This window comes from Leucobacter sp. HNU, assembly GCF_047946755.1.
GTDB lineage: Bacteria > Actinomycetota > Actinomycetes > Actinomycetales > Microbacteriaceae > Leucobacter.
In genome coordinates, this window is sequence record NZ_CP178837.1 from 2,913,515 (window position 1) to 2,930,476 (window position 16,962).

Sequence of the window (16,962 nt, forward strand, 5' to 3'; positions counted from 1 at the left end):
GGGATTCTCCTAGTAGTGCATCGTGCGATCGACGGCTTCGAGCACGCGATCGGCATCCGGCAGATAGATTCCTTCGAGGCGCGCGGGCGGGAACGGCACGTCGTATCCCGAGACGCGGAGCACGGGCGCCTGCAGCGAGTAGAAGCACTGCTCGGCGACGGTCGCGGCGATCTCGCTGCCGACGCTCGCGTTGCCCGGAGCCTCCTGCGCCACCACGAGCCGGCCGGTCTTGCGCACCGAGGCGAGCAGCGGCTCGTAGTCGATGGGAGAGACGCTGCGGAGGTCGACGACCTCGAGGCTCGTCCCTTCGGCGGCCGCCACGTCGGCCGCCTGCAGCAGGGTGGTCACCATCGCACCGAAGCCGACCACGGTGCAGTCGGTGCCGGTGCGCGCGACGCGGGTACGGTGCAGCTCGCCGGGGGCGCCGGTCGGATCGACCTCGCCCTTCTGCCAGTACTTCGCCTTCGGTTCGAAGAACAGCACCGGATCGTTCGACGCGATGGCCTGCTGGATCATCCAGTAGGCGTCGTTCGGGGTGGAGGGCGCGACGACCCGCAGGCCGGGCGTGTGGGCGAAGTACGCCTCGGGGCTCTCCTGGTGGTGCTCGACCGCGCCGATGTGCCCCCCGTAGGGCACCCGGATCACGACCGGCATCGGCACCGCGCCGTCGTGCCGGCTCGTGATCTTGGCGAGCTGGGTGACGATCTGGTTGAAGGCCGGGAAGATGAAGCCCTCGAACTGGATCTCGACCACGGGCCGGTATCCGCGCATGGCGAGGCCGATGGCGCTGCCCACGATCCCGGCTTCGGCGAGCGGGGTGTCGAGCACGCGCGCCGACCCGAACTCGGCCTGCAGCTTGTCGGTGACGCGGAACACGCCGCCGAGCGGGCCGATGTCCTCGCCCATCAGCAGCACGCGCTCGTCGGCGGCCATCGCGGCGCGCAGTCCCTCGTTGAGGGCGCGGGCCATCGGCAGGGTCTGCCGCTCCGTCAGGGTCTGCACGGCGCTCATGCGGCACCCTCCTCGAACGATGCCTCGTAGCGCGCGAGCCAGTCGCGCTGCTCCTCGATCCGCGGATGCGGCTCGGAGTAGACGTGGGCGAACATGTCGTCGGCGTCGGGCGCCGGCAGGGTCAGGATCGCGTCGCGCACCCGCTTCGCCTCGGCGTCGGCCTCGGCGGCGGTCTGCTCGACGAAGGCGTCGTCGATGGCGCCGCGGTCGCGCAGGTAGCGTTCGAAGCGCTGGATCGGGTCGCGCTCCTGCCAGGCGGCGAGCTCCTCGTTCTCGCGGTACCGGGTCGGGTCGTCGCTCGTGGTGTGCGCGCCGATGCGGTAGGTGAGCGCCTCGATGTAGCCGGGTCCCCCACCGGTGCGCGCTTCGCGCAGGTAGCGTCGTCCGACCGCGTAGGCCGCGAGCGGATCGTTGCCGTCGATCTGCACGGCGCGCAGGCCGAAGCCGAGCGCACGGCGGTACAGCGGGGTGCGCGACTGGCGTTCGACGGGCACCGAGATCGCCCAGCGGTTGTTCTGCACCACGAACACCTCGGGCGTCTGGTAGCTCGCGGCGAAGATCATCGCCTCGTTGGCGTCGCCCTGGCTGGTGGTGCCGTCGCCGTAGAACACGAGGGTCGCCTCGCCGGTCTCGGTGGCGGTCTCGCCCGGGTCCATCGCGGTGACGCCGGCGCGGCGCTTCGCATCGAGCAGCTGGCCGAGCGCGTTGCCCGTCGCGTGCTGGGTCTGCGCGCCGAGCACGAGCGTGTAGAGGTGGAAGTTGCCGTTCGCCGGGTCGGTCACGTCCCAGCCACCGTGCGTGAGCCCGCGGAACTGCGCCGCGACCTGCAGGAACCCGACGCCGCGGATCCGCGCGATCGCGTGCTCGCGGTACGCCGGGAAGATGTGGTCCTGGGGTTCGGCCGCGCGGGCGATGCCCACCTGGCAGCCCTCCTGGCCGACGCTCGGCACCCAGAGCGCCAACTGCCCCTGCCGCTGCAGGTGCGTGCACTCGGTATCGAAGGCGCGGGTGGCGACCATGTCGACGTACCACTGCCGCAGCTCGTCGTCGGTGACGCCTTCGAGCTCGGCGGCGTATTCCGCGGCGGTTCCGGACGGCGCGAACCGTCCGTCCTCGTCGAGGAATCGGATCGGTTCGGGGTCGGCTCCGCTGTGCAGCGGGCTCGCGCTGATCTGTTCGGCCATCGTTCCGAGTGTAACCAGGCCGCATGGCGAATCGCGGATATGTCCCGCCGCTCCCGTTTCGCGTGCGGCGAATGGCGACTCGCGCCCCGGAGAAGCAGCCCTTCGCCGCAACCGGAGTGAGCGCGCGGGCGGCGCCTCCCCCGCTAGGCTCCCGCGGCCGCGAGGAACTCGCGCACGATCCCGATCACGACGGGCAGGCTCTCGGCCTCCGCGACCGTGATGCGCACGCCCGCGCCCGGGAACGGTCGCACCAGGGTGCCCTCCGCGGCGAAGGCGGCGGCGAGCTCCGCCGCGCTCGCGACCCCGCCCGGCCCCTCGGGGATCCAGACGAAGTTGCCCTGTGCCTCGGGGACCGCGAGGCCCAGCCCGCGCAGCCCGGAGACGAGCTCGGCCCGGCGGGCGACGAGCACCTCGATCCGGGCGGCGAGCTCGGCCCGGGCGCCCGGCTGCAGCGACGCCAGCGCCGCCGCCTCGGCCACACCCGTGACCGAGAGCGGGATCGCGGTGACCTGCGCGGCGGCGAGGATCGCCGGAGCCCCGACGGCATAGCCGATGCGCAGGCCGGCGAGCCCGTACGCCTTCGAGAAGGTGCGCAGCACGACGAGGTTGGGGTGCTTCGCGAGCACCTCCTCGCCGCGCACCGCCTCCGGGTCGGTGACGAACTCGCGATAGGCCTCGTCGAGCACCACGAGGGTGTCGGCCGGCACGCGCTGCATGAAGCGCTCGAAGTCGGCGCGTCGGATGGTCGGACCGGTCGGGTTGTTGGGCGTGCAGAGCAGCACGACGCGAGTGCGCTCGGTGATCGCGTCCGCCATCGCGTCGAGGTCGTGCTCGGCGTGCTCGGTGAGCGGCACGGGCACCGAGACGGCCCCCGAATTCAGGCCGAGCGACGGGTACGCTTCGAAGCTGGGCCAGGCGTGCAGCACCTCGTCCCCCGGCGCCGCGGCCGCGGCGACGAGCTGGAAGAGGATCGCGACGGACCCCGCCGCGAGGTGCACCCCGTCGAGCGAGACGCCGAACTCGGCGGCGAGCGCAGCGCGCAGCTCGGGCATCGCGGCGGCGGCGTAGCGGTTGACCGCCGCGGGGTCGGAGAGCACGTCGACGACGGCCTGCAGCGGCGGGAAGGGGTTCTCGTTGCTCGACAGCTTGAACCCCGGCCGGGTGGGGGCCGCGCCCTGGCGGTAGGGCGGCACGGCGAGCACGTCGGCCCGCAGGCGGACCGGAGGACGGGGGCTGCGGACGCGGCTTCGCTCATCCCCTCAGCTTAGCGAGAGCCCCAGGCCGACTCCGCCGACGATCGCACCGATCGCGGCGACGCCGATGGCGGCCGCGGCGATGCGGCGGGCGGTGCGGGCCGCTCCGTCCGCGGGGAGCCGATCGGCGACCAGGCGGCGTTCCTTCGCCTGCGCGAGCGCGACGAGGGGCGGGCCGGCGAACACGGCCATGATCCCGAACGCGGCGCAGGCGCCGATCACCGAGTCGATGCGCCACTCCCCCGCGCGCCCGAGGATGCCTCCGCCCGCTGAGAGGGTGAGGACGACCCCGAACAGTGCGGCGAACACTCCCACGCCGAGCCGCCCCCATCCGGTGTTCGCCTCCTGCTGCTTGGTCCTCGCGATCATGCGCAGCGTGGAGCCGGAGTGCAGTCCCTCGAGCCGGCGCTCGTCGGCCCGGGAGCCGAACAGGATCGCGAGCTCGGCGACCATCAGCCCGAACAGCGGCACCCCGATGGCGAACCCGTGCGTGGCGACGCCCCACAGCGGCCACGGGAGGCAGACGAGGGCGAGGGGCACGGCGAATCGCAGCCTCGGCGCCCGCTCCCAGGTCCGGCGGAGCTCGCCCCGGGGAATCGCGCGCATGCTGCCGAGCAGGATCACGAGGTTCTGGATCGTCAGGACCACGAGGAAGAGGACGGCGGGCGGGACCGCGATCGCGGCGGCGCTCCAGATCGCGAACGCCGGGATCCAGCGGCGGCGCACCCAGATGGTCTCGCGGAACGCCCACGCGGCGGCCGAGTCGGTCGGGTCGGCCGCGAGCGCCGAGCGGATCAGCCGGGTCGCGCCGATGTCGGTCCGGGCCCCGAACGCGGCCTGCTGGAGCAGGAGCACGGAGTCGCCCGGGTCGATCGCGAGGCCCGCCCGCACCAGGCGAGCGGCCTCCGCGCGATCCTTGATGTCGCCCATGACCGCCGCGGCGGCGCTGAGCACCCCCGGGTCGCTCGGCGCGAGCGACACCGCGGTCTGCGCGTGCTGACGGGCCAGGTGGACGGCGCCGGGCTGCTGCTGAGCCACGCCGGCCTCGGCGCGCGCGAGCAGCAGGTGCGCCCCGGCGTTCCAGGAGAACCGCTCCACCAGTCCGCGCGCGAGGTCCCGTGCCTCCACGAATCGCTCCTGGTCGAGCAGGATCTGGATGAGGGTCGCAGGCAGGAAGCCGTCCTCGGGGTCGAGCCGGATCGCGGTGCGCGCCGCGTGCTCGGCCGCACCGAGCCGCTTGCGCGCCTGCTCGATCTCGGCGAGCAGCTCCCAGAGCCTCGGGTCCTCGGGGAAGCTCGCGAGCCCGTTCCCGCACTCCTCGGCGGCCTCGTCGAGGCGGCGGAACCCCTGCAGCATCTCGACGCGCTTCGCGACGTCGCCCGCGGTCGTTCCGCGTTCGCTCATCGGGTCCTGCATGCGGTGGCGATCCTCTCGTGGTCCTCGGCCCCAGGATAGGAGGCTCGCGGGGTTCCCGGGCGGATCCGAGGCCCGGGTGCGAGAATCGTCCCATGAGGATCATCGCCCGCATCATCGTCTGCGCGTTCGCGCTGTGGCTCACCACGCTGATCGTCGGCGGCAGCGGAGACCACGGCGTGTGGGTCGAGCCCTACGCCGACGACTCGAGCGCCCGGATCATGAGCTTCCTGCTCGTCGCGCTCATCTTCGGCGTCGTGAACGCGACGCTCGGCACCGTCATCCGCATCGTGTCGATCCCGCTCCGGATCCTGACCCTCGGCCTGTTCGGCCTGCTCATCAACGGGTTCCTGCTGCTCGTGGTGGCCTGGTTCGCGCACGCGATCGGCTGGGGCCTGCACGTCGACACGTTCTGGTGGGGTGTGCTCGGGGCGCTGGTGCTCTCGATCCTGTCGGGCATCATGAACGGGATCCTCGGCACGGGCAAGCGCGCGGACCGGGATCGCTGAGCCGGTGGCCGGGTCGACGACCGGGGCGCCCGTCGGCGCTCCCCTGCGCATCTGCTTCGTGTGCACGGGCAACATCTGCCGCTCGCCCATGGCCGACGTGGTCTTCCGCGCCCTCGCCGAACGGGCGGGCGCGGGCGGACGCTTCGCCGTGACCTCGCGCGGCACGGGCGACTGGCACGTCGGCCAGCAGGCGGCTGCGCGCGGGCGCGACGCGATGCGCCGTGCCGGGTACGACGGCGAGGCGCACCGGGCGGCGCAGCTCACGGACGCCGATATCGCGGGGAACGACGTGCTGGTGGCGCTCGACCGCGGCCACGCGGAGGCGATGCGCCGGCTCGGAGCGGATCCGGATCGCGTCGTGCTGCTCACCGAGTTCGACCCCGAGCACCCCGAAGACCCCGACGTGTTCGACCCGTACGAGTACGAGCAGGAGGTCTACGACCGGGTGCTGGCCCAGGTGGAACGCTCCTGCGCGGTGCTGCTCGAACGGCTCGACGGCGGGCGCGCCAGCGCATAGCGGCGTCGACAGCTCAGGTCACGCGACCTGCGGCATCGCCCGGCGCTGCGCTCGCTTCGGCACCGGCGTAGCTCGCGACCGGCAGCAGGTCGGCCCACCCGAGGCGCAAGTAGAGCGCACGGCCCTCGGGCGATGCGACGAGCGCACCGGCGTCGGCCCCGCGCGACACCGCCCAGTCGCTGAGCGCGTCGACGACGCGCCGTCCGAGCCCGCGACGGCGGTATCGCTTATCGGTCGAGATGCGGTCGAGCACCGCGACGTCGCCCGACAGGCCGGCCGTGCCGCGAGCGGCCTCAACCCCGTCCACCATGAGCGCGACGGTCGCGACGTCGCCCCGCTCCTCGAGGATCGCGTCGCGGTCGCGCGGCATCGCGGTGAGCCGCGCGGTCATCATGGTCTCGACGCGGGACACGCTCCGCAACCGGCCGAGCTCGACGGCCACCTCCGCGTCCGGCTCGCCGAGCACGGTCAGCCAGCGGCGCGGGCCCTCGGAGAGCGCGACGAGGCGGCGCGCCTCCTCGGGCGACGGGGACTCGACGACGCGCTCGACCTCGCGGTGCTCGTCGCCGACCCGCACCAGCCAGGCGGCTCCGTCGCGCTCCAGCGGCTTCTCGCGGCACGCGGCCCATCCCTCGGCCCACCGGTCGACCATCAGCGACATCGCAGCTCCCCTCGTCCGTCCCGAGCCTACGCTCCGCGGCATCCGACGGCCCGGCTCAGAGGATCCCGCCGACCGCCCCGAACCAGCCCGCCTGCCCGGCGCCCGCGCGGCTTCCGATCACCGAGACCAGCGAACCGTAGGGCTCCCGCCATTCGCTGTGCCGGTGCGCGTGCTGATCGGCGGCGATCGCGTGCCGGCCGATCCAGCCGTCGGCCGTGCGCTCGAGGGGGACGAGGGCACCGTCGACGGCGACCTCGACCCGCTCGGCGTCGCTCCGCACGCGGACCTCCACCGCGGGCGCGCGGCCGTGCTCGTCGACGTCCGATCCGTCGCCCACCAGGCGCAGCGCGACGTCGAGGGTCGGCGCGGCGGCCAGCGCACCGCCTCCGGGCCGGGCGCCGGTCGGGATCGGCCCCGACCCCCTCTCCTCCACGAGCGGCGGGGTTCGCTCTGGCGTCGCGCGCAGCGACATGCCCGTCTCGAAGGCCCCCGCGAACGCGATCAGCCGCCAGTCGTCGTACGCGCGGCCCGCGAACGTGAGCCCCACCGGCATGCCGGTGCTCGCCATGCGCCCCATGGGGACGGTGGCGGTCGGGATCCCGTAGTGCCGCGGCACGAGGCCCCCGTTCGAGACGCCGACGCCGTTCGTCCAGGCCTTCCGGTGCTCATCGGGATCCCGTTCGGCGTCCTCGCGGCTCACGTCGGCGGCCGCCGGGAACACGAGGGCGTCGAGGCCCTGCGCGGTCATCCACTCCTCGAGGTCGATGCGCCGCGCCGCTTCGAGCCCGCGCACCCCCGCTTCGAGGTGCGCGAAGTCCTCCAGGCGCTCGGGCAGGCCGCGCCTCGCGATGTCGACGTACTCGGCCATGTCGATGTCGTAGACGGGATCGTAGACCTCGAGCACGTCGGCCACCGTTCCGGTCGGCGCGGGGTAGATCCGCGGACCGTCGGCGTCGGCCAGGCGGTGCAGCTCGGGATCGCCGTTCGCCCGGAGGAAGTCGTCGAAACCCCAGGCCTGCAGGTCGTGCACCTCCTCGCGCAGGTACTCCTCTGGCCACAGGCCGCGCTCGACCGGGCTGCGGGCACCCGGGCGATCCCGTTCGTAGTTCGACACCGCGGGGAAGTCGCACTCCACCACCTCGGCGCCGAGCGCTTCGAGCGCGCGTCGCGCGCGCTCCCAGAGCACGAGCACGTCGGGGTGCGTCCCGATCGGCACGTCGGCGCCCGCGTCGCGACCGATGTACATGCGCGGCACCCCGAGCCGCACGCCGCGCAGCGCGCCGTCGTCCCGCAGCCGCGCGAAGCGCTCGGGCCGCAGCTCCGAGGGCCGGGGCAGCGAGATCCAGGGCTGACGGCGCCAGAAGTCGCCGCGCGTCTCGGGGTCGTCGACCACGAGCAGGTCGAGTACCTCGAGCAGGTCGGCCACCGTGCGCGTCTGCGGCACCACGACGTCCATGGTCGGGGTGAGCGGCCAGTTGCCGCGGGTCGAGATGACCCCGCGCGAGGGCGTGTAGGCGACGAGCGCGTTGTTCGATGCGGGCGAGCGGCCCGACGACCAGGTCTCCTCCCCGAGGCCGAAGGCGGCCATGCTGGTCGCGGTCGAGACCCCCGATCCGTTCGAGGATCCCGACACGTAGGCCGCGGCGAGGTAGTCGGGGTTGTAGGGGCTCTCGGCGCGGCCGTACACGCCGCGCTGCATGCCGCCGTTCGCCATCGGCGGCATGTTGGTGAGGCCGAGCAGCACGGCGCCACCCGCGCGGAGCCGTTCGACCGCGAAGGCGTCGTGCTGCGCGATGACGCGCGCGAAGGCCGGTGATCCCGCGGCGACGGGCAGGCCGCGAGCGAGGTAGCTGTCCTTCGCGGTGTAGGGGATTCCGTCGAGCGGACCGAGCAGCTCCCCCGCGGCGCGGCGCTCGTCGGATGCGCGAGCGGCGGCGAACGCGGCGGGATCCAGCACGGGGATCGCGTTGAGCCGCGGTCCGTGCCGGTCGTAGGCCCCGATGCGCCGCAGATACTCGTGAACGAGGCCGACGCTCGTCGTCTCGCCGCCGTCCAGCGCGCTCCGCAGCTGCTCGATCCCGGCCTCGACCACATCGATCCGCTCCACACCGGCCTCCTCGCCCGCTCGACGTTATTGTCACCCCTCACAATAATCACAGCACGGCTCGAGTCCAACACCGACCCCGCACAGCTAGGCTGACCGCCATGACCGTCGACCCCTCCCTGCCCCGCGCCCGGCGCATGCGCCCGGAGGATCGCCGCGAACAGATCGTCGCAGCCGCACGCGCGCTCGCCCTCGAAGAGGGGCTCGACGCGATCTCCCGGCGCACCCTCGCCGCGCGGATCGGGGTCGCCGCCGCACTCATCGGCCACTACACGACCTCGATGGAGGATCTGGTCGCCGAGACCTTCACCGCCATCAGCGCCCGCGAACTCGCCGAGGTGCGCGAACTCGCGACCGCGCGACCGACGCCGACCGCGGCCCTCGCGGCGACCCTCGCCTCTCTGCTCGGCGGCGAGCGCGACGACGTCACGGCCGTGTGGACCGATGGCTGGAGCCTCGGTCGGCGGTCGGCGCCGCTCGCCGGAGCCGTGCTCGAGCAGCTGAACGCCTGGGAACGACTCATGGGCGACCTCCTGCGCGACGGCGTCGCGGCCGGCGAGTTCCGCTGCGCCTCCCCGAGGTGCTCGCCCGCGAGGTGATGGGCATGATCGACGGCCTGAACGCGCAGGCGCTCGTGCGGCGCCGGGCGGGCGGCGATCCCGGCGAATCGGAACCGCGCGTGAACCTCGTCGCGGCCGTGCTCGCGACCGAGCTCGGGATCCCCCGCGAGGCGCTCGGACCGCAGCCCGCCTGACCTTCGGAGCCGGCTGCGGCCGCACCCGCGCGGTTCGGGACGGGGCCGGAATCGGACATGGGAGAATGGTGGGAGCAGCGCACGCCACCGACTCGGGAGAACGCCGAACATGACCTCGCTTCCCACGCAGCCCATCAGCCCGCTCGACGGCCGCTACCGCTCGGCGGTCGCAGGACTCGGCGACTTCCTCTCGGAGGCGGGCCTCAACAAGGCCCGCGTGCACGTCGAGGTCGAGTGGCTCGTCTACCTCACCGAGCATTCGCTGCTCGGCGCCGCCCCGCTGAGCCCCGCCGAGGTCGCCGAGCTGCGCGCCTGGGCCGCGGACTTCGGCCAGGCCGAGATCGACCAGCTCGCCGAGACCGAGCGCACCACCCAGCACGACGTCAAGGCCGTGGAGTACCTCGTGCGGGGCAAGCTCGACGAGATGGACCTGGGCCGCCTGGCCGAGCTCACCCACGTCTGCTGCACCAGCGAGGACATCAACAACCTCTCCTACGCGATCACGGTGAAGCAGGCCGTCGCCGAGGTGTGGCGCCCGAAGCTCGAGGCGGTCGTCGTCGAGCTGGCCCGCCAGGCCGAGCAGTACCGCGAGCTCCCCATGATGAGCCGCACGCACGGCCAGCCGGCTACCCCGACCACGCTCGGCAAGGAGATCGCGGTGTTCGTGCACCGCCTCTCGCGCCAGGTCGCGCAGCTCGATCAGATCGAGTACCTGGGCAAGTTCTCGGGCGCGACGGGCACCTGGGCGGCGCACCTCGCCGCCGATCCCGATGCCGACTGGCTCGCGATCTCGCGCGACTTCGTCGAGGGCCTCGACCTCGACTGGAACCCGATCACCACGCAGATCGAGTCGCACGACTGGCAGGCGGAGCTCTACAGCCGCATCGCGCACGTCAACCGGATCCTGCACAACCTGGCGACCGACATCTGGAGCTACATCTCCATCGGCTACTTCCGCCAGATCCCCGTCGAGGGCGCCACGGGATCCTCGACCATGCCGCACAAGGTCAACCCGATCCGCTTCGAGAACGCCGAGGCCAACCTCGAGCTGTCGAACGCGATCCTCGACTCGCTCGCGGAGACCCTCGTGACGAGCCGCTGGCAGCGGGACCTCACCGATTCCTCGGCGCAGCGCAACATCGGCGTCGGCCTCGGCCACTCGGTGCTCGCACTCGACAACATCCTCACGGGCCTCGGTCAGATCGACGCGGCGCCCGAAGCGCTGGCCGCCGACCTCGACGCCAACTGGGAGGTGCTCGGCGAGGCGATCCAGACCGTGATCCGCGCCGAGGTGACCGCCGGCCGATCCACCATCACGGACCCCTACGCGGCCCTCAAGGAGCTCACCCGCGGCCGCCGCATCGGCCAGGCCGAGCTCATCGAGTTCGTCGAGGGCCTCGAGATCGGCGACGCCGCGAAGCAGCGCCTGCTCGCGCTGACCCCCGCGACCTACACGGGTGCGGCGGCGCAGCTGCTCGACCTGCTCCGCGGATGATCCGATGACGGCGGGCTCGGAGAACGGGGCGGCGCCGCGCCGCCGCTTCTCCCTGCTCGCCGTCGCCGACGAGTTCTTCTTCGTCTTCGCCGGGATCGCGGCGATCTGGCTCGCCTGGCTGCTGCTCTCCGAGAGCTTCCACCTGGGCTGGTGGGGGATCCTCGTCTTCGTCGTGTTCTGGGGCATGCTCGCCTATCTGGTGCTCCCCGGATCCACCGCGTGCTCACGACGATCTACGTGCCCGACTACTTCATCGGCCGGACGCGGACGAGCGACGGCCTGCTGGGCGACCCCGTGAACCTCGCCCTGCAGGGCGAGGAGGCGCAGTTGCACGCCGCGATGCTCGCGGCGGGCTGGACCCGAGCCGATCCGGTCACCGCGCGCAGCTCGCTGCGCATCGTCACCTCCACGCTGAGCCGCCGCAGCTACCACGAGGCCCCGGTCAGCCCGCTGTTCCTGTTCGGCAGGATCCAGGACTTCGCATATCAGCAGGAGGTCGCGGGGAACCCGGCCAAGCGGCATCACGTACGCTTCTGGCGCACGCCGGACGGCTGGCTGCTGCCGGGCGGGGCCCGCGTCGAGTGGCTCGCGGCGGGCACCTTCGACCGGGCGGTCGGACTGTCGCTCTTCACCCTGCAGGTGACGCACCGGATCGACGCGGACATCGACATCGAGCGCGATTTCATCGTGGACTCGCTGCGCGGCGTCTCCCCCGCGGTCGAACTCGAGATCCTGCGCGATTTCTCGACCGGCTACCACTCCCGCAACGGGGGCGGCGACAGCGTCCGCACCGACGGGCACCTGCCGGTCGTGGACCTGCGGGGGCTCGACGCGTATGATCCCGTCGCCCCCGGCGTTGAGGGAGGTGCGACCGATGCATCACGATGAGCCTCGCAAACGCGCCTCCATCGAGTCGCCCGTGCCGCTGCTCGTGCGCGAGACCGCGATCGCCCCGCAATCGAGACGACCGGGGACCACGGCGCTCGGCGCAGGCCTCACCTTCGCCCGCGCGCTCGTCGGCGTCGCGTGGCTCGGTGCGTACGCGCTCGTCTGGCGCGAGATGGGCGCCGAGTTCGACCTCGACGTCGAGGAGTCGCGGATCCTGCTCTGGCTGATCCTCGGCTTCGGCGGCCTGGGCGTGCTCGTGCTCGGCGTGCTCGCGGTGCTGATCTGGCGCGGCAGCAACTTCGCGCGGGTCGTGACGATGGCGGGCCTCACCGCCAGCATCATCACCGCCGCCGTCGACTACTTCCGGGCCGGCCAGGAGATCACGATCAACACCTCGCTGCTGACGGTGGCGATCGACATCCTGGTGCTGCTCGCCCTGTCCAGCCGGGAGGCGCGCGCGTGGGCGCGCGGCTCGCGCACCCGCAGGCGGTTGCGACGCGAGGCGAAGCGCGATGCCCGGAACGGTCCGCAGCCGACGGCGTCCGAATCCTGAGAGCCTTCGATCAACTTCATCAGATGATTGCTTCCCGGGTGTGCCTGGGCCAAGCTGGAAGGACACCGCTCGGAAGGATCAGCTGCCCATGTCGGAGTCCCTGGACGCCACCTCACCCGCCCGTTTCGCCCGCGAGGGAGGCGGCACCGCTTCACCGCCCGCATGGGCACCGTATCGGCCGTCAGCCGTCCGGTCGACGCCTTCGTGCGGGTGACGCTCACCGGCCCCGACTTCGCCGACTTCGCCTCCACCGGCCCGGGCGATCACGCCCGCGTGTTCTTCCCGAACCCCGCGACCGGCGAGTACCTCGCTCCGACGCCCGTGGGCCCCGACGCGGACGGCATCGTGCGGCCCGATGGCCCGATGTTCGCGCGCGATTTCACGCCGCTGAACGTGCGCCGCGATCCCGAGAGCGGCGAGGTCTCAGTCGACCTCGATTTCCTGCGGCACCAGGATCCCGGCCCCGCGGCCGCCTGGGCCGAGACCGCCGGGGTTGGCGACACGATCGTCGTGGTCGGCCCCCGCGGCTCCCACGGGATCCCCCACGGCGTGCGCCGCGTCGTGATCGTGGCCGACGGCTCGGCCCTGCCGGCCGCGGCCCGCTGGGTGGCCGAGCTGCCCGCCGATGTCGAGATCGAGGTGATCGCCGACGTGCCGCCGGCCGACCTCGAGTGGGTCGACGAGTACCTGCGCCTGCAGGGCGGCCGCGAGGTGCTCGTCAGCGAGGTCTTCGGCGGGCTCGACGATGCCGTGCGCGACACCGGGGTCGACGCCGAGACCTTCGTGTTCGGCGCGGGCGAGGCGTCACGCCTCGTCCCGCTGCGCCGCTTCCTCAAGTACGAGCTGCAGCTGCCGCGCGAGCAGTACGCGCTGAGCGGCTATTGGAAGCGCGGGATGGTCGCATTCGACCACCACGCTCCCATCGATCCGGAAGATCCCGACGAGGAGTGAGGGAAGGCGCGGGCGGGCCGCCGCGCCCGCCCCTAGTGCCAGACGTCGTCGGGGTGCTGCAGGTCCTTGCGCGCCGCCTCGTCCTCGGCGCTCGGCTTGCCGCCCAGGCCGACGAGTGCGACGACCATGACGGTCACGATGAACGCCGCGCCCGCGAAGATACCCGCGAGGGCGATCTCGCGGGTCGCCATGAGGATGACGAGGCCGGCGAACACCGCGAGCACCACGGCGAAGCCGATGAGCTCGAGCGGCTTCAGCTTGTCACGGCGCGACGGATCGACGGGCTGCTGCGAGGAGGATTCGGGCTGGATCATGCTGTGGGTCCTTGCGTGAGGGCGTCCGCGGGTGCTCCGTCTGCTGCGGCCCCGCGCGAGTCGAATGCCGAGATGCCGAGGAACACGCCGCAGACGACGGCGTACCCCCGAAGAAGCCGATCACCGCGACCGCGTCGTCACGAGAGAGGAAGACCAGGACCGCCAAGAGCGCCGAGAGCAGGACGGCGGGGATGCCCGCGGCCGGAGCCTGCGTCGCGCGGAGCACGGTGGTGAGCTGGAGCAGCGCCACGAGGATCGCCCAGGCGGCGACGACGAGCGCCGTCGCGAGCGTCTGATCCGCGAACGGGAGCACCGCGAGGAGCAGGCCCGCGGCGAACGTCACGCCGAACTGCAGCACCGCGGTGCGCGCGAGGGCGGGGTTCGTCCGCGATGCGGCGGCCTCGCACGCCCACGCCAGACCGAGCACGATGAGCGCGGCGACGACGAGCCAGCGGTCGAACGCCGCCTGCTCGTGCAGGGTCGCGCTGAACGCGATCACGAAGCCGATGACGAGCAGCACGCCCGCGCGGACGAACCGCACGGCGCGGAGGCTTCGATCGGCCGTCTCCGCTTGGAGGTCTCCCTCGTTCACCGCAGCTGCCACGCGTTCTTCCCGCCTTTCAGGTCCGATCCAGTCTACCGCTCGGCGCTGTGAGCCGGGCGCGCCCGCGCTGGCCCCCGCAGGAACCACCGATGGAGGCCCGGGCCGCCGGCACGACGCCCGCTACATGCCGCTCGGCATGTCCTGGAAGCGCGAGTAGTGGCCCTGGAACGCCACCGTCACGGTGCCGGTGGGACCGTTTCGCTGCTTCGCGAGGATCAGGTCGGCCTCGCCGGCACGCGGATTGTCCTTCTCGTAGCTGGACTCGCGATGCAGCAGGATCACCATGTCGGCGTCCTGCTCGAGCGAGCCCGATTCGCGCAGGTCGCTGATGGCGGGCATCTTGTCGGCGCGCTGCTCGGAGGCACGGTTCAGCTGCGACAGCGCGATCACCGGCACGTCGAGCTCCTTCGAGAGCAGCTTCAGCGCACGGGAGAACTCGCTGACCTCCTGCTGACGGCTCTCGGACTTCTTGCCGCTCGAGAGCAGCTGGAGGTAGTCGATGACCACCATGCGCAGTCCGTGCCGCTGCTTCAGACGCCGGCACTTCGCGCGGATCTCGACCAGCGTCAGGTTGGGGCTGTCGTCGATGAACAGCGGGGCGTCGTTGATCCGCGCCTGCGTGGCGGCGAGCTTCTGGAAGTCGCGGCTGTCGAGCGCGCCCTTGCGGAGGGTCTGCATGGGGATCGTCGCCTCGGCCGAGAGCAAGCGCATGGCGATCTCGGCGCGGCCCATCTCGAGCGAGAAGAAGACGGTGCAGGCATTGGCGTGCACGGACGCGGAGCGGGCGACGTCGAGCGCCAGCGTCGACTTCCCCATGGCGGGACGGGCGGCGATGATGATCATCTGGCCACCGGCGAAGCCGTTGGTCTTCTCGTCGAGCTCGGAGAACCCGGTCGGCACGCCCATCATGCCGCCCTCCTGGTTCTGCGCCTTCTCGATCTCCTCGACGGCGGCGAGCACGGCGTCCGAGAGCGGGACGTAGTCGTCGGCCTGAGCGGCGCCGGTGACCGAGTAGATCTCGGACTGCGCCTGGTTGACCAGGTCGACCGCTTCGCCCTCGGCCGCGTACCCCATCTGCGCGATGCGCGTGCCCGCTTCGACGAGCCGACGCAGCAGCGCCTTCTCGGAGACGATGTCGGCGTAGAAGCTCGCGTTGGCCGCCGTCGGCACGATGCTCGTGACCGTGTGCAGGTATTCGGCGCCGCCCGCGCGCTGCAGGTCGCCCGTCTTGGTCAGCTGGTCGGTGACCGTGATCGCGTCGGTGGGCTCGCCGTGCGAGTAGAGCGCGAGGATCGCCTCGTAGATGACCTCGTGCTTGGGGACGTAGAAGTCCTTGCCGGTGAGCAGGCCGGTGACGTCGGCCACGGCGTCCTTCGAGAGGAGCATGCCGCCCAGCACGCTCTGCTCGGCGAGCAGGTCGTAAGGCGGGGTCCGCTCCGTACCGCGACCGCCCTCGTCGTCCATGAGGGGATCGGGGATGCCGAGGTGGGCGATCGACACTCGTGTGCTCCTTCGTGCTGGCCGGGGGAGGGTGTTCACCCATCAGACACCGGACTACCGACATTCACGGTAGAGGGGTGCTGCGGGGCCCACAAGCCGGGCAAATCGGCCCCTGTGGATAACCCGGTGGAGAAGTCACGGAAACTCCCCGCGTGTTATCCCCAACCTTGTGGATAACGTGTGGATGACTGGGGGAATCTCTCCCCATACAGGCTCGTGATCAGGGATTCCCTAGGATTCGGCCTGTGAATTCCGTCAACTCTCATTCGAGGGTTGAACGTTCTGGTCCGCGCGCCGATTGTGGAGAGCGGGCACCGGTTCGGCCGGAATGCGGACCGGCTCGGACGCATCGGCGCAGCTGGAGCCCCGGTGCCCGCCCGGCCGCCCGCGCGGGCCCCGGGTGCCCTCCCGGTGAACGGCCGGCGAACGCGTCGCGGAACGCGGAAGGGCGGCGGTTCCGAAGAACCGCCGCCCCAGCGCGTGTCCCGCTGCTCGTCGAGCGAGCGGTGGTGCGGCAGCGACTAGCGCTGCGCGATGACCTGCAGCGTGACGTCCGCGTCGACACCCTCGAAGAGGTGGATCGTCGCACGGTACTCGCCGGTCGCCTTGATGGTCGGGAGCGTGATCTTGCGCTTGTCGATCTGGCCGATGCCGGCCTCGGCGACCGCGTCGGCCACGTTCGCGGGCTTGATCGAGCCGAAGAGACGGCCCTCAGCGCCGGTCTTCGCGAAGAGGCGGATCTTGCCCTCCTGGAGCTTCGCCTTGAGCGCCTGAGCGTCCTCGGCGGAAGCGTGCGCGCGCGCCTCGCGGGCAGCGCGGATCTGCGCGACCTGAGCCTCGCCACCGCGGGTCCAGTTCACCGCGTAGCCCTGGGGCACGAGGTAGTTGCGCGCGTAGCCGTTCTTGACCTCGACCACGTCACCCGCGGACCCGAGACCCTGAACCTCGTTCGTGAGAATCACCTTTGCCATGATTCGCCTCCTTAGCGGCCGGAGCCGGAGTAGGGGAGGAGCGCCATCTCGCGGGCGTTCTTCACGGCCTTCGCGATGAGACGCTGCTCCTGAACCGACACACCGGTGATGCGGCGGGCGCGGATCTTGCCGCGCTCAGAAATGAACTTGCGGAGGGTAGCGACATCCTTGTAGTCGATGACGCCGACCGTCTGCTTCTTCGCGGGCGCGGCGGCCTTCGCGTTCTTGCCGCGGCCCGGCTTGCGGCCTGCGCCGCTTGACTTGCCAGCCATATTGATCT

At 72.0% G+C, this 16,962-nt stretch carries 19 protein-coding genes and 1 pseudogene; 9 read left to right on the top strand and 11 right to left on the bottom strand.

Going from position 1 to position 16,962, the window contains the following annotated elements; all coding sequences use genetic code 11:
- Positions 1–9 precede the first annotated feature (9 nt).
- The 4 genes from AB3K78_RS14190 to AB3K78_RS14205 form a co-directional block, all read right to left on the bottom strand.
- The gene (locus tag AB3K78_RS14190) at positions 10–1,011 is read right to left on the bottom strand and encodes an alpha-ketoacid dehydrogenase subunit beta (protein WP_416444291.1); all 1,002 of its coding nucleotides are present in this window, start codon (positions 1,009–1,011) and stop codon (positions 10–12) included.
- Positions 1,008–2,195 carry a thiamine pyrophosphate-dependent enzyme gene (locus AB3K78_RS14195; RefSeq protein WP_416444293.1) on the bottom strand — a complete coding sequence of 396 codons (1,188 nt, stop codon included), beginning with the start codon at positions 2,193–2,195 and terminating at the stop codon, positions 1,008–1,010. Before AB3K78_RS14195 ends, AB3K78_RS14190 begins: the two co-directional genes overlap by 4 nt.
- A gap of 143 nt (positions 2,196–2,338) precedes the next feature.
- On the bottom strand, positions 2,339–3,409 hold the full coding sequence (locus AB3K78_RS14200; RefSeq protein ID WP_416447367.1) for a histidinol-phosphate transaminase: 1,071 nt from the start codon (positions 3,407–3,409) through the stop codon (positions 2,339–2,341).
- Positions 3,410–3,454: 45 nt separating this feature from the next.
- Positions 3,455–4,852 carry a tetratricopeptide repeat protein gene (locus AB3K78_RS14205; RefSeq protein ID WP_416444295.1) on the bottom strand — a complete coding sequence of 466 codons (1,398 nt, stop codon included), beginning with the start codon at positions 4,850–4,852 and terminating at the stop codon, positions 3,455–3,457.
- A gap of 104 nt (positions 4,853–4,956) precedes the next feature.
- Here AB3K78_RS14205 and AB3K78_RS14210 point away from each other — a divergent pair, with 104 nt between their 5' ends.
- Together AB3K78_RS14210 and AB3K78_RS14215 are read left to right on the top strand one after the other, a co-directional pair.
- Positions 4,957–5,370: a phage holin family protein gene (locus AB3K78_RS14210; protein ID WP_416444297.1), complete on the top strand. Its 414-nt coding sequence runs from the start codon at positions 4,957–4,959 to the stop codon at positions 5,368–5,370.
- 4 nt (positions 5,371–5,374) lie between these two features.
- The gene (locus AB3K78_RS14215) at positions 5,375–5,887 is read left to right on the top strand and encodes a low molecular weight protein-tyrosine-phosphatase (RefSeq protein ID WP_416444298.1); all 513 of its coding nucleotides are present in this window, start codon (positions 5,375–5,377) and stop codon (positions 5,885–5,887) included.
- 13 nt (positions 5,888–5,900) lie between these two features.
- Here the strand turns inward: AB3K78_RS14215 and AB3K78_RS14220 are convergent, their stop codons facing one another.
- The gene (locus tag AB3K78_RS14220; protein WP_416444300.1) at positions 5,901–6,548 is read right to left on the bottom strand and encodes a GNAT family N-acetyltransferase; all 648 of its coding nucleotides are present in this window, start codon (positions 6,546–6,548) and stop codon (positions 5,901–5,903) included.
- 433 nt (positions 6,549–6,981) lie between these two features.
- Positions 6,982–8,655 (bottom strand): annotated as a pseudogene (locus tag AB3K78_RS14225) (amidase); the annotation flags it as partial.
- A gap of 98 nt (positions 8,656–8,753) precedes the next feature.
- On the opposite strand from AB3K78_RS14225, the gene AB3K78_RS14230 reads away from it, so the two are divergent.
- From AB3K78_RS14230 to AB3K78_RS14260, 7 genes are all read left to right on the top strand, one after another.
- Entirely contained in the window at positions 8,754–9,251 is a 498-nt protein-coding gene (locus AB3K78_RS14230; protein ID WP_416444302.1) for a TetR family transcriptional regulator, read from the top strand.
- Between the two features lie 5 nt (positions 9,252–9,256).
- A complete protein-coding gene (locus AB3K78_RS14235; RefSeq protein WP_416444304.1) occupies positions 9,257–9,406 on the top strand; it encodes a hypothetical protein in 150 nt (49 codons plus the stop codon).
- A 109-nt stretch (positions 9,407–9,515) separates the two neighbouring features.
- The gene (purB, locus tag AB3K78_RS14240) at positions 9,516–10,901 is read left to right on the top strand and encodes an adenylosuccinate lyase (protein ID WP_416444306.1); all 1,386 of its coding nucleotides are present in this window, start codon (positions 9,516–9,518) and stop codon (positions 10,899–10,901) included.
- 4 nt (positions 10,902–10,905) lie between these two features.
- Positions 10,906–11,199, top strand: a complete 294-nt coding sequence (locus AB3K78_RS14245; protein ID WP_416444308.1) for a hypothetical protein — start codon at positions 10,906–10,908, stop codon at positions 11,197–11,199.
- Positions 11,121–11,789 carry an LssY C-terminal domain-containing protein gene (locus tag AB3K78_RS14250; RefSeq protein ID WP_416444310.1) on the top strand — a complete coding sequence of 223 codons (669 nt, stop codon included), beginning with the start codon at positions 11,121–11,123 and terminating at the stop codon, positions 11,787–11,789. Before AB3K78_RS14245 ends, AB3K78_RS14250 begins: the two co-directional genes overlap by 79 nt.
- Positions 11,776–12,342 carry a hypothetical protein gene (locus AB3K78_RS14255; protein ID WP_416444312.1) on the top strand — a complete coding sequence of 189 codons (567 nt, stop codon included), beginning with the start codon at positions 11,776–11,778 and terminating at the stop codon, positions 12,340–12,342. Before AB3K78_RS14250 ends, AB3K78_RS14255 begins: the two co-directional genes overlap by 14 nt.
- 162 nt (positions 12,343–12,504) lie before the next feature.
- On the top strand, positions 12,505–13,293 hold the full coding sequence (locus AB3K78_RS14260) for a siderophore-interacting protein (protein ID WP_416444314.1): 789 nt from the start codon (positions 12,505–12,507) through the stop codon (positions 13,291–13,293).
- A 32-nt stretch (positions 13,294–13,325) separates the two neighbouring features.
- Here AB3K78_RS14260 and AB3K78_RS14265 read toward each other — a convergent pair whose 3' ends face one another.
- The 5 genes from AB3K78_RS14265 to rpsR form a co-directional block, all read right to left on the bottom strand.
- On the bottom strand, positions 13,326–13,607 hold the full coding sequence (locus AB3K78_RS14265; RefSeq protein ID WP_416444316.1) for an ABC transporter ATP-binding protein: 282 nt from the start codon (positions 13,605–13,607) through the stop codon (positions 13,326–13,328).
- On the bottom strand, positions 13,555–14,148 hold the full coding sequence (locus AB3K78_RS14270; RefSeq protein ID WP_416444318.1) for a hypothetical protein: 594 nt from the start codon (positions 14,146–14,148) through the stop codon (positions 13,555–13,557). Before AB3K78_RS14270 ends, AB3K78_RS14265 begins: the two co-directional genes overlap by 53 nt.
- A gap of 183 nt (positions 14,149–14,331) precedes the next feature.
- Positions 14,332–15,711 (bottom strand): replicative DNA helicase, encoded by a 1,380-nt coding sequence (dnaB, locus tag AB3K78_RS14275; protein ID WP_046454979.1) that lies wholly within the window; start codon positions 15,709–15,711, stop codon positions 14,332–14,334.
- Positions 15,712–16,232: 521 nt separating this feature from the next.
- Complete coding sequence (gene rplI / locus AB3K78_RS14280; protein WP_416444320.1) at positions 16,233–16,682, bottom strand: 50S ribosomal protein L9; 450 nt, start codon at positions 16,680–16,682, stop codon at positions 16,233–16,235.
- Positions 16,683–16,693: 11 nt separating this feature from the next.
- Entirely contained in the window at positions 16,694–16,954 is a 261-nt protein-coding gene (gene rpsR / locus AB3K78_RS14285; protein ID WP_046454977.1) for a 30S ribosomal protein S18, read from the bottom strand.
- Positions 16,955–16,962 lie beyond the last annotated feature (8 nt).

Excerpts from the sequence above, each read along its gene's own strand:
- AB3K78_RS14190 (WP_416444291.1), bottom strand. The coding sequence starts at position 1,011 with ATGAGCGCCGTGCAGACCCTGACGGAGCGGCAGACCCTGCCGATGGCC.
- AB3K78_RS14195 (WP_416444293.1), bottom strand. The coding sequence starts at position 2,195 with ATGGCCGAACAGATCAGCGCGAGCCCGCTGCACAGCGGAGCCGACCCC.
- AB3K78_RS14205 (WP_416444295.1), bottom strand. The coding sequence starts at position 4,852 with ATGAGCGAACGCGGAACGACCGCGGGCGACGTCGCGAAGCGCGTCGAG.
- AB3K78_RS14210 (WP_416444297.1), top strand. The coding sequence starts at position 4,957 with ATGAGGATCATCGCCCGCATCATCGTCTGCGCGTTCGCGCTGTGGCTC.
- AB3K78_RS14220 (WP_416444300.1), bottom strand. The coding sequence starts at position 6,548 with ATGTCGCTGATGGTCGACCGGTGGGCCGAGGGATGGGCCGCGTGCCGC.
- AB3K78_RS14230 (WP_416444302.1), top strand. The coding sequence starts at position 8,754 with ATGACCGTCGACCCCTCCCTGCCCCGCGCCCGGCGCATGCGCCCGGAG.
- AB3K78_RS14235 (WP_416444304.1), top strand. The coding sequence starts at position 9,257 with ATGATCGACGGCCTGAACGCGCAGGCGCTCGTGCGGCGCCGGGCGGGC.
- purB (WP_416444306.1), top strand. The coding sequence starts at position 9,516 with ATGACCTCGCTTCCCACGCAGCCCATCAGCCCGCTCGACGGCCGCTAC.
- AB3K78_RS14245 (WP_416444308.1), top strand. The coding sequence starts at position 10,906 with ATGACGGCGGGCTCGGAGAACGGGGCGGCGCCGCGCCGCCGCTTCTCC.
- AB3K78_RS14255 (WP_416444312.1), top strand. The coding sequence starts at position 11,776 with ATGCATCACGATGAGCCTCGCAAACGCGCCTCCATCGAGTCGCCCGTG.
- AB3K78_RS14260 (WP_416444314.1), top strand. The coding sequence starts at position 12,505 with ATGGGCACCGTATCGGCCGTCAGCCGTCCGGTCGACGCCTTCGTGCGG.
- AB3K78_RS14265 (WP_416444316.1), bottom strand. The coding sequence starts at position 13,607 with ATGATCCAGCCCGAATCCTCCTCGCAGCAGCCCGTCGATCCGTCGCGC.
- rplI (WP_416444320.1), bottom strand. The coding sequence starts at position 16,682 with ATGGCAAAGGTGATTCTCACGAACGAGGTTCAGGGTCTCGGGTCCGCG.
- rpsR (WP_046454977.1), bottom strand. The coding sequence starts at position 16,954 with ATGGCTGGCAAGTCAAGCGGCGCAGGCCGCAAGCCGGGCCGCGGCAAG.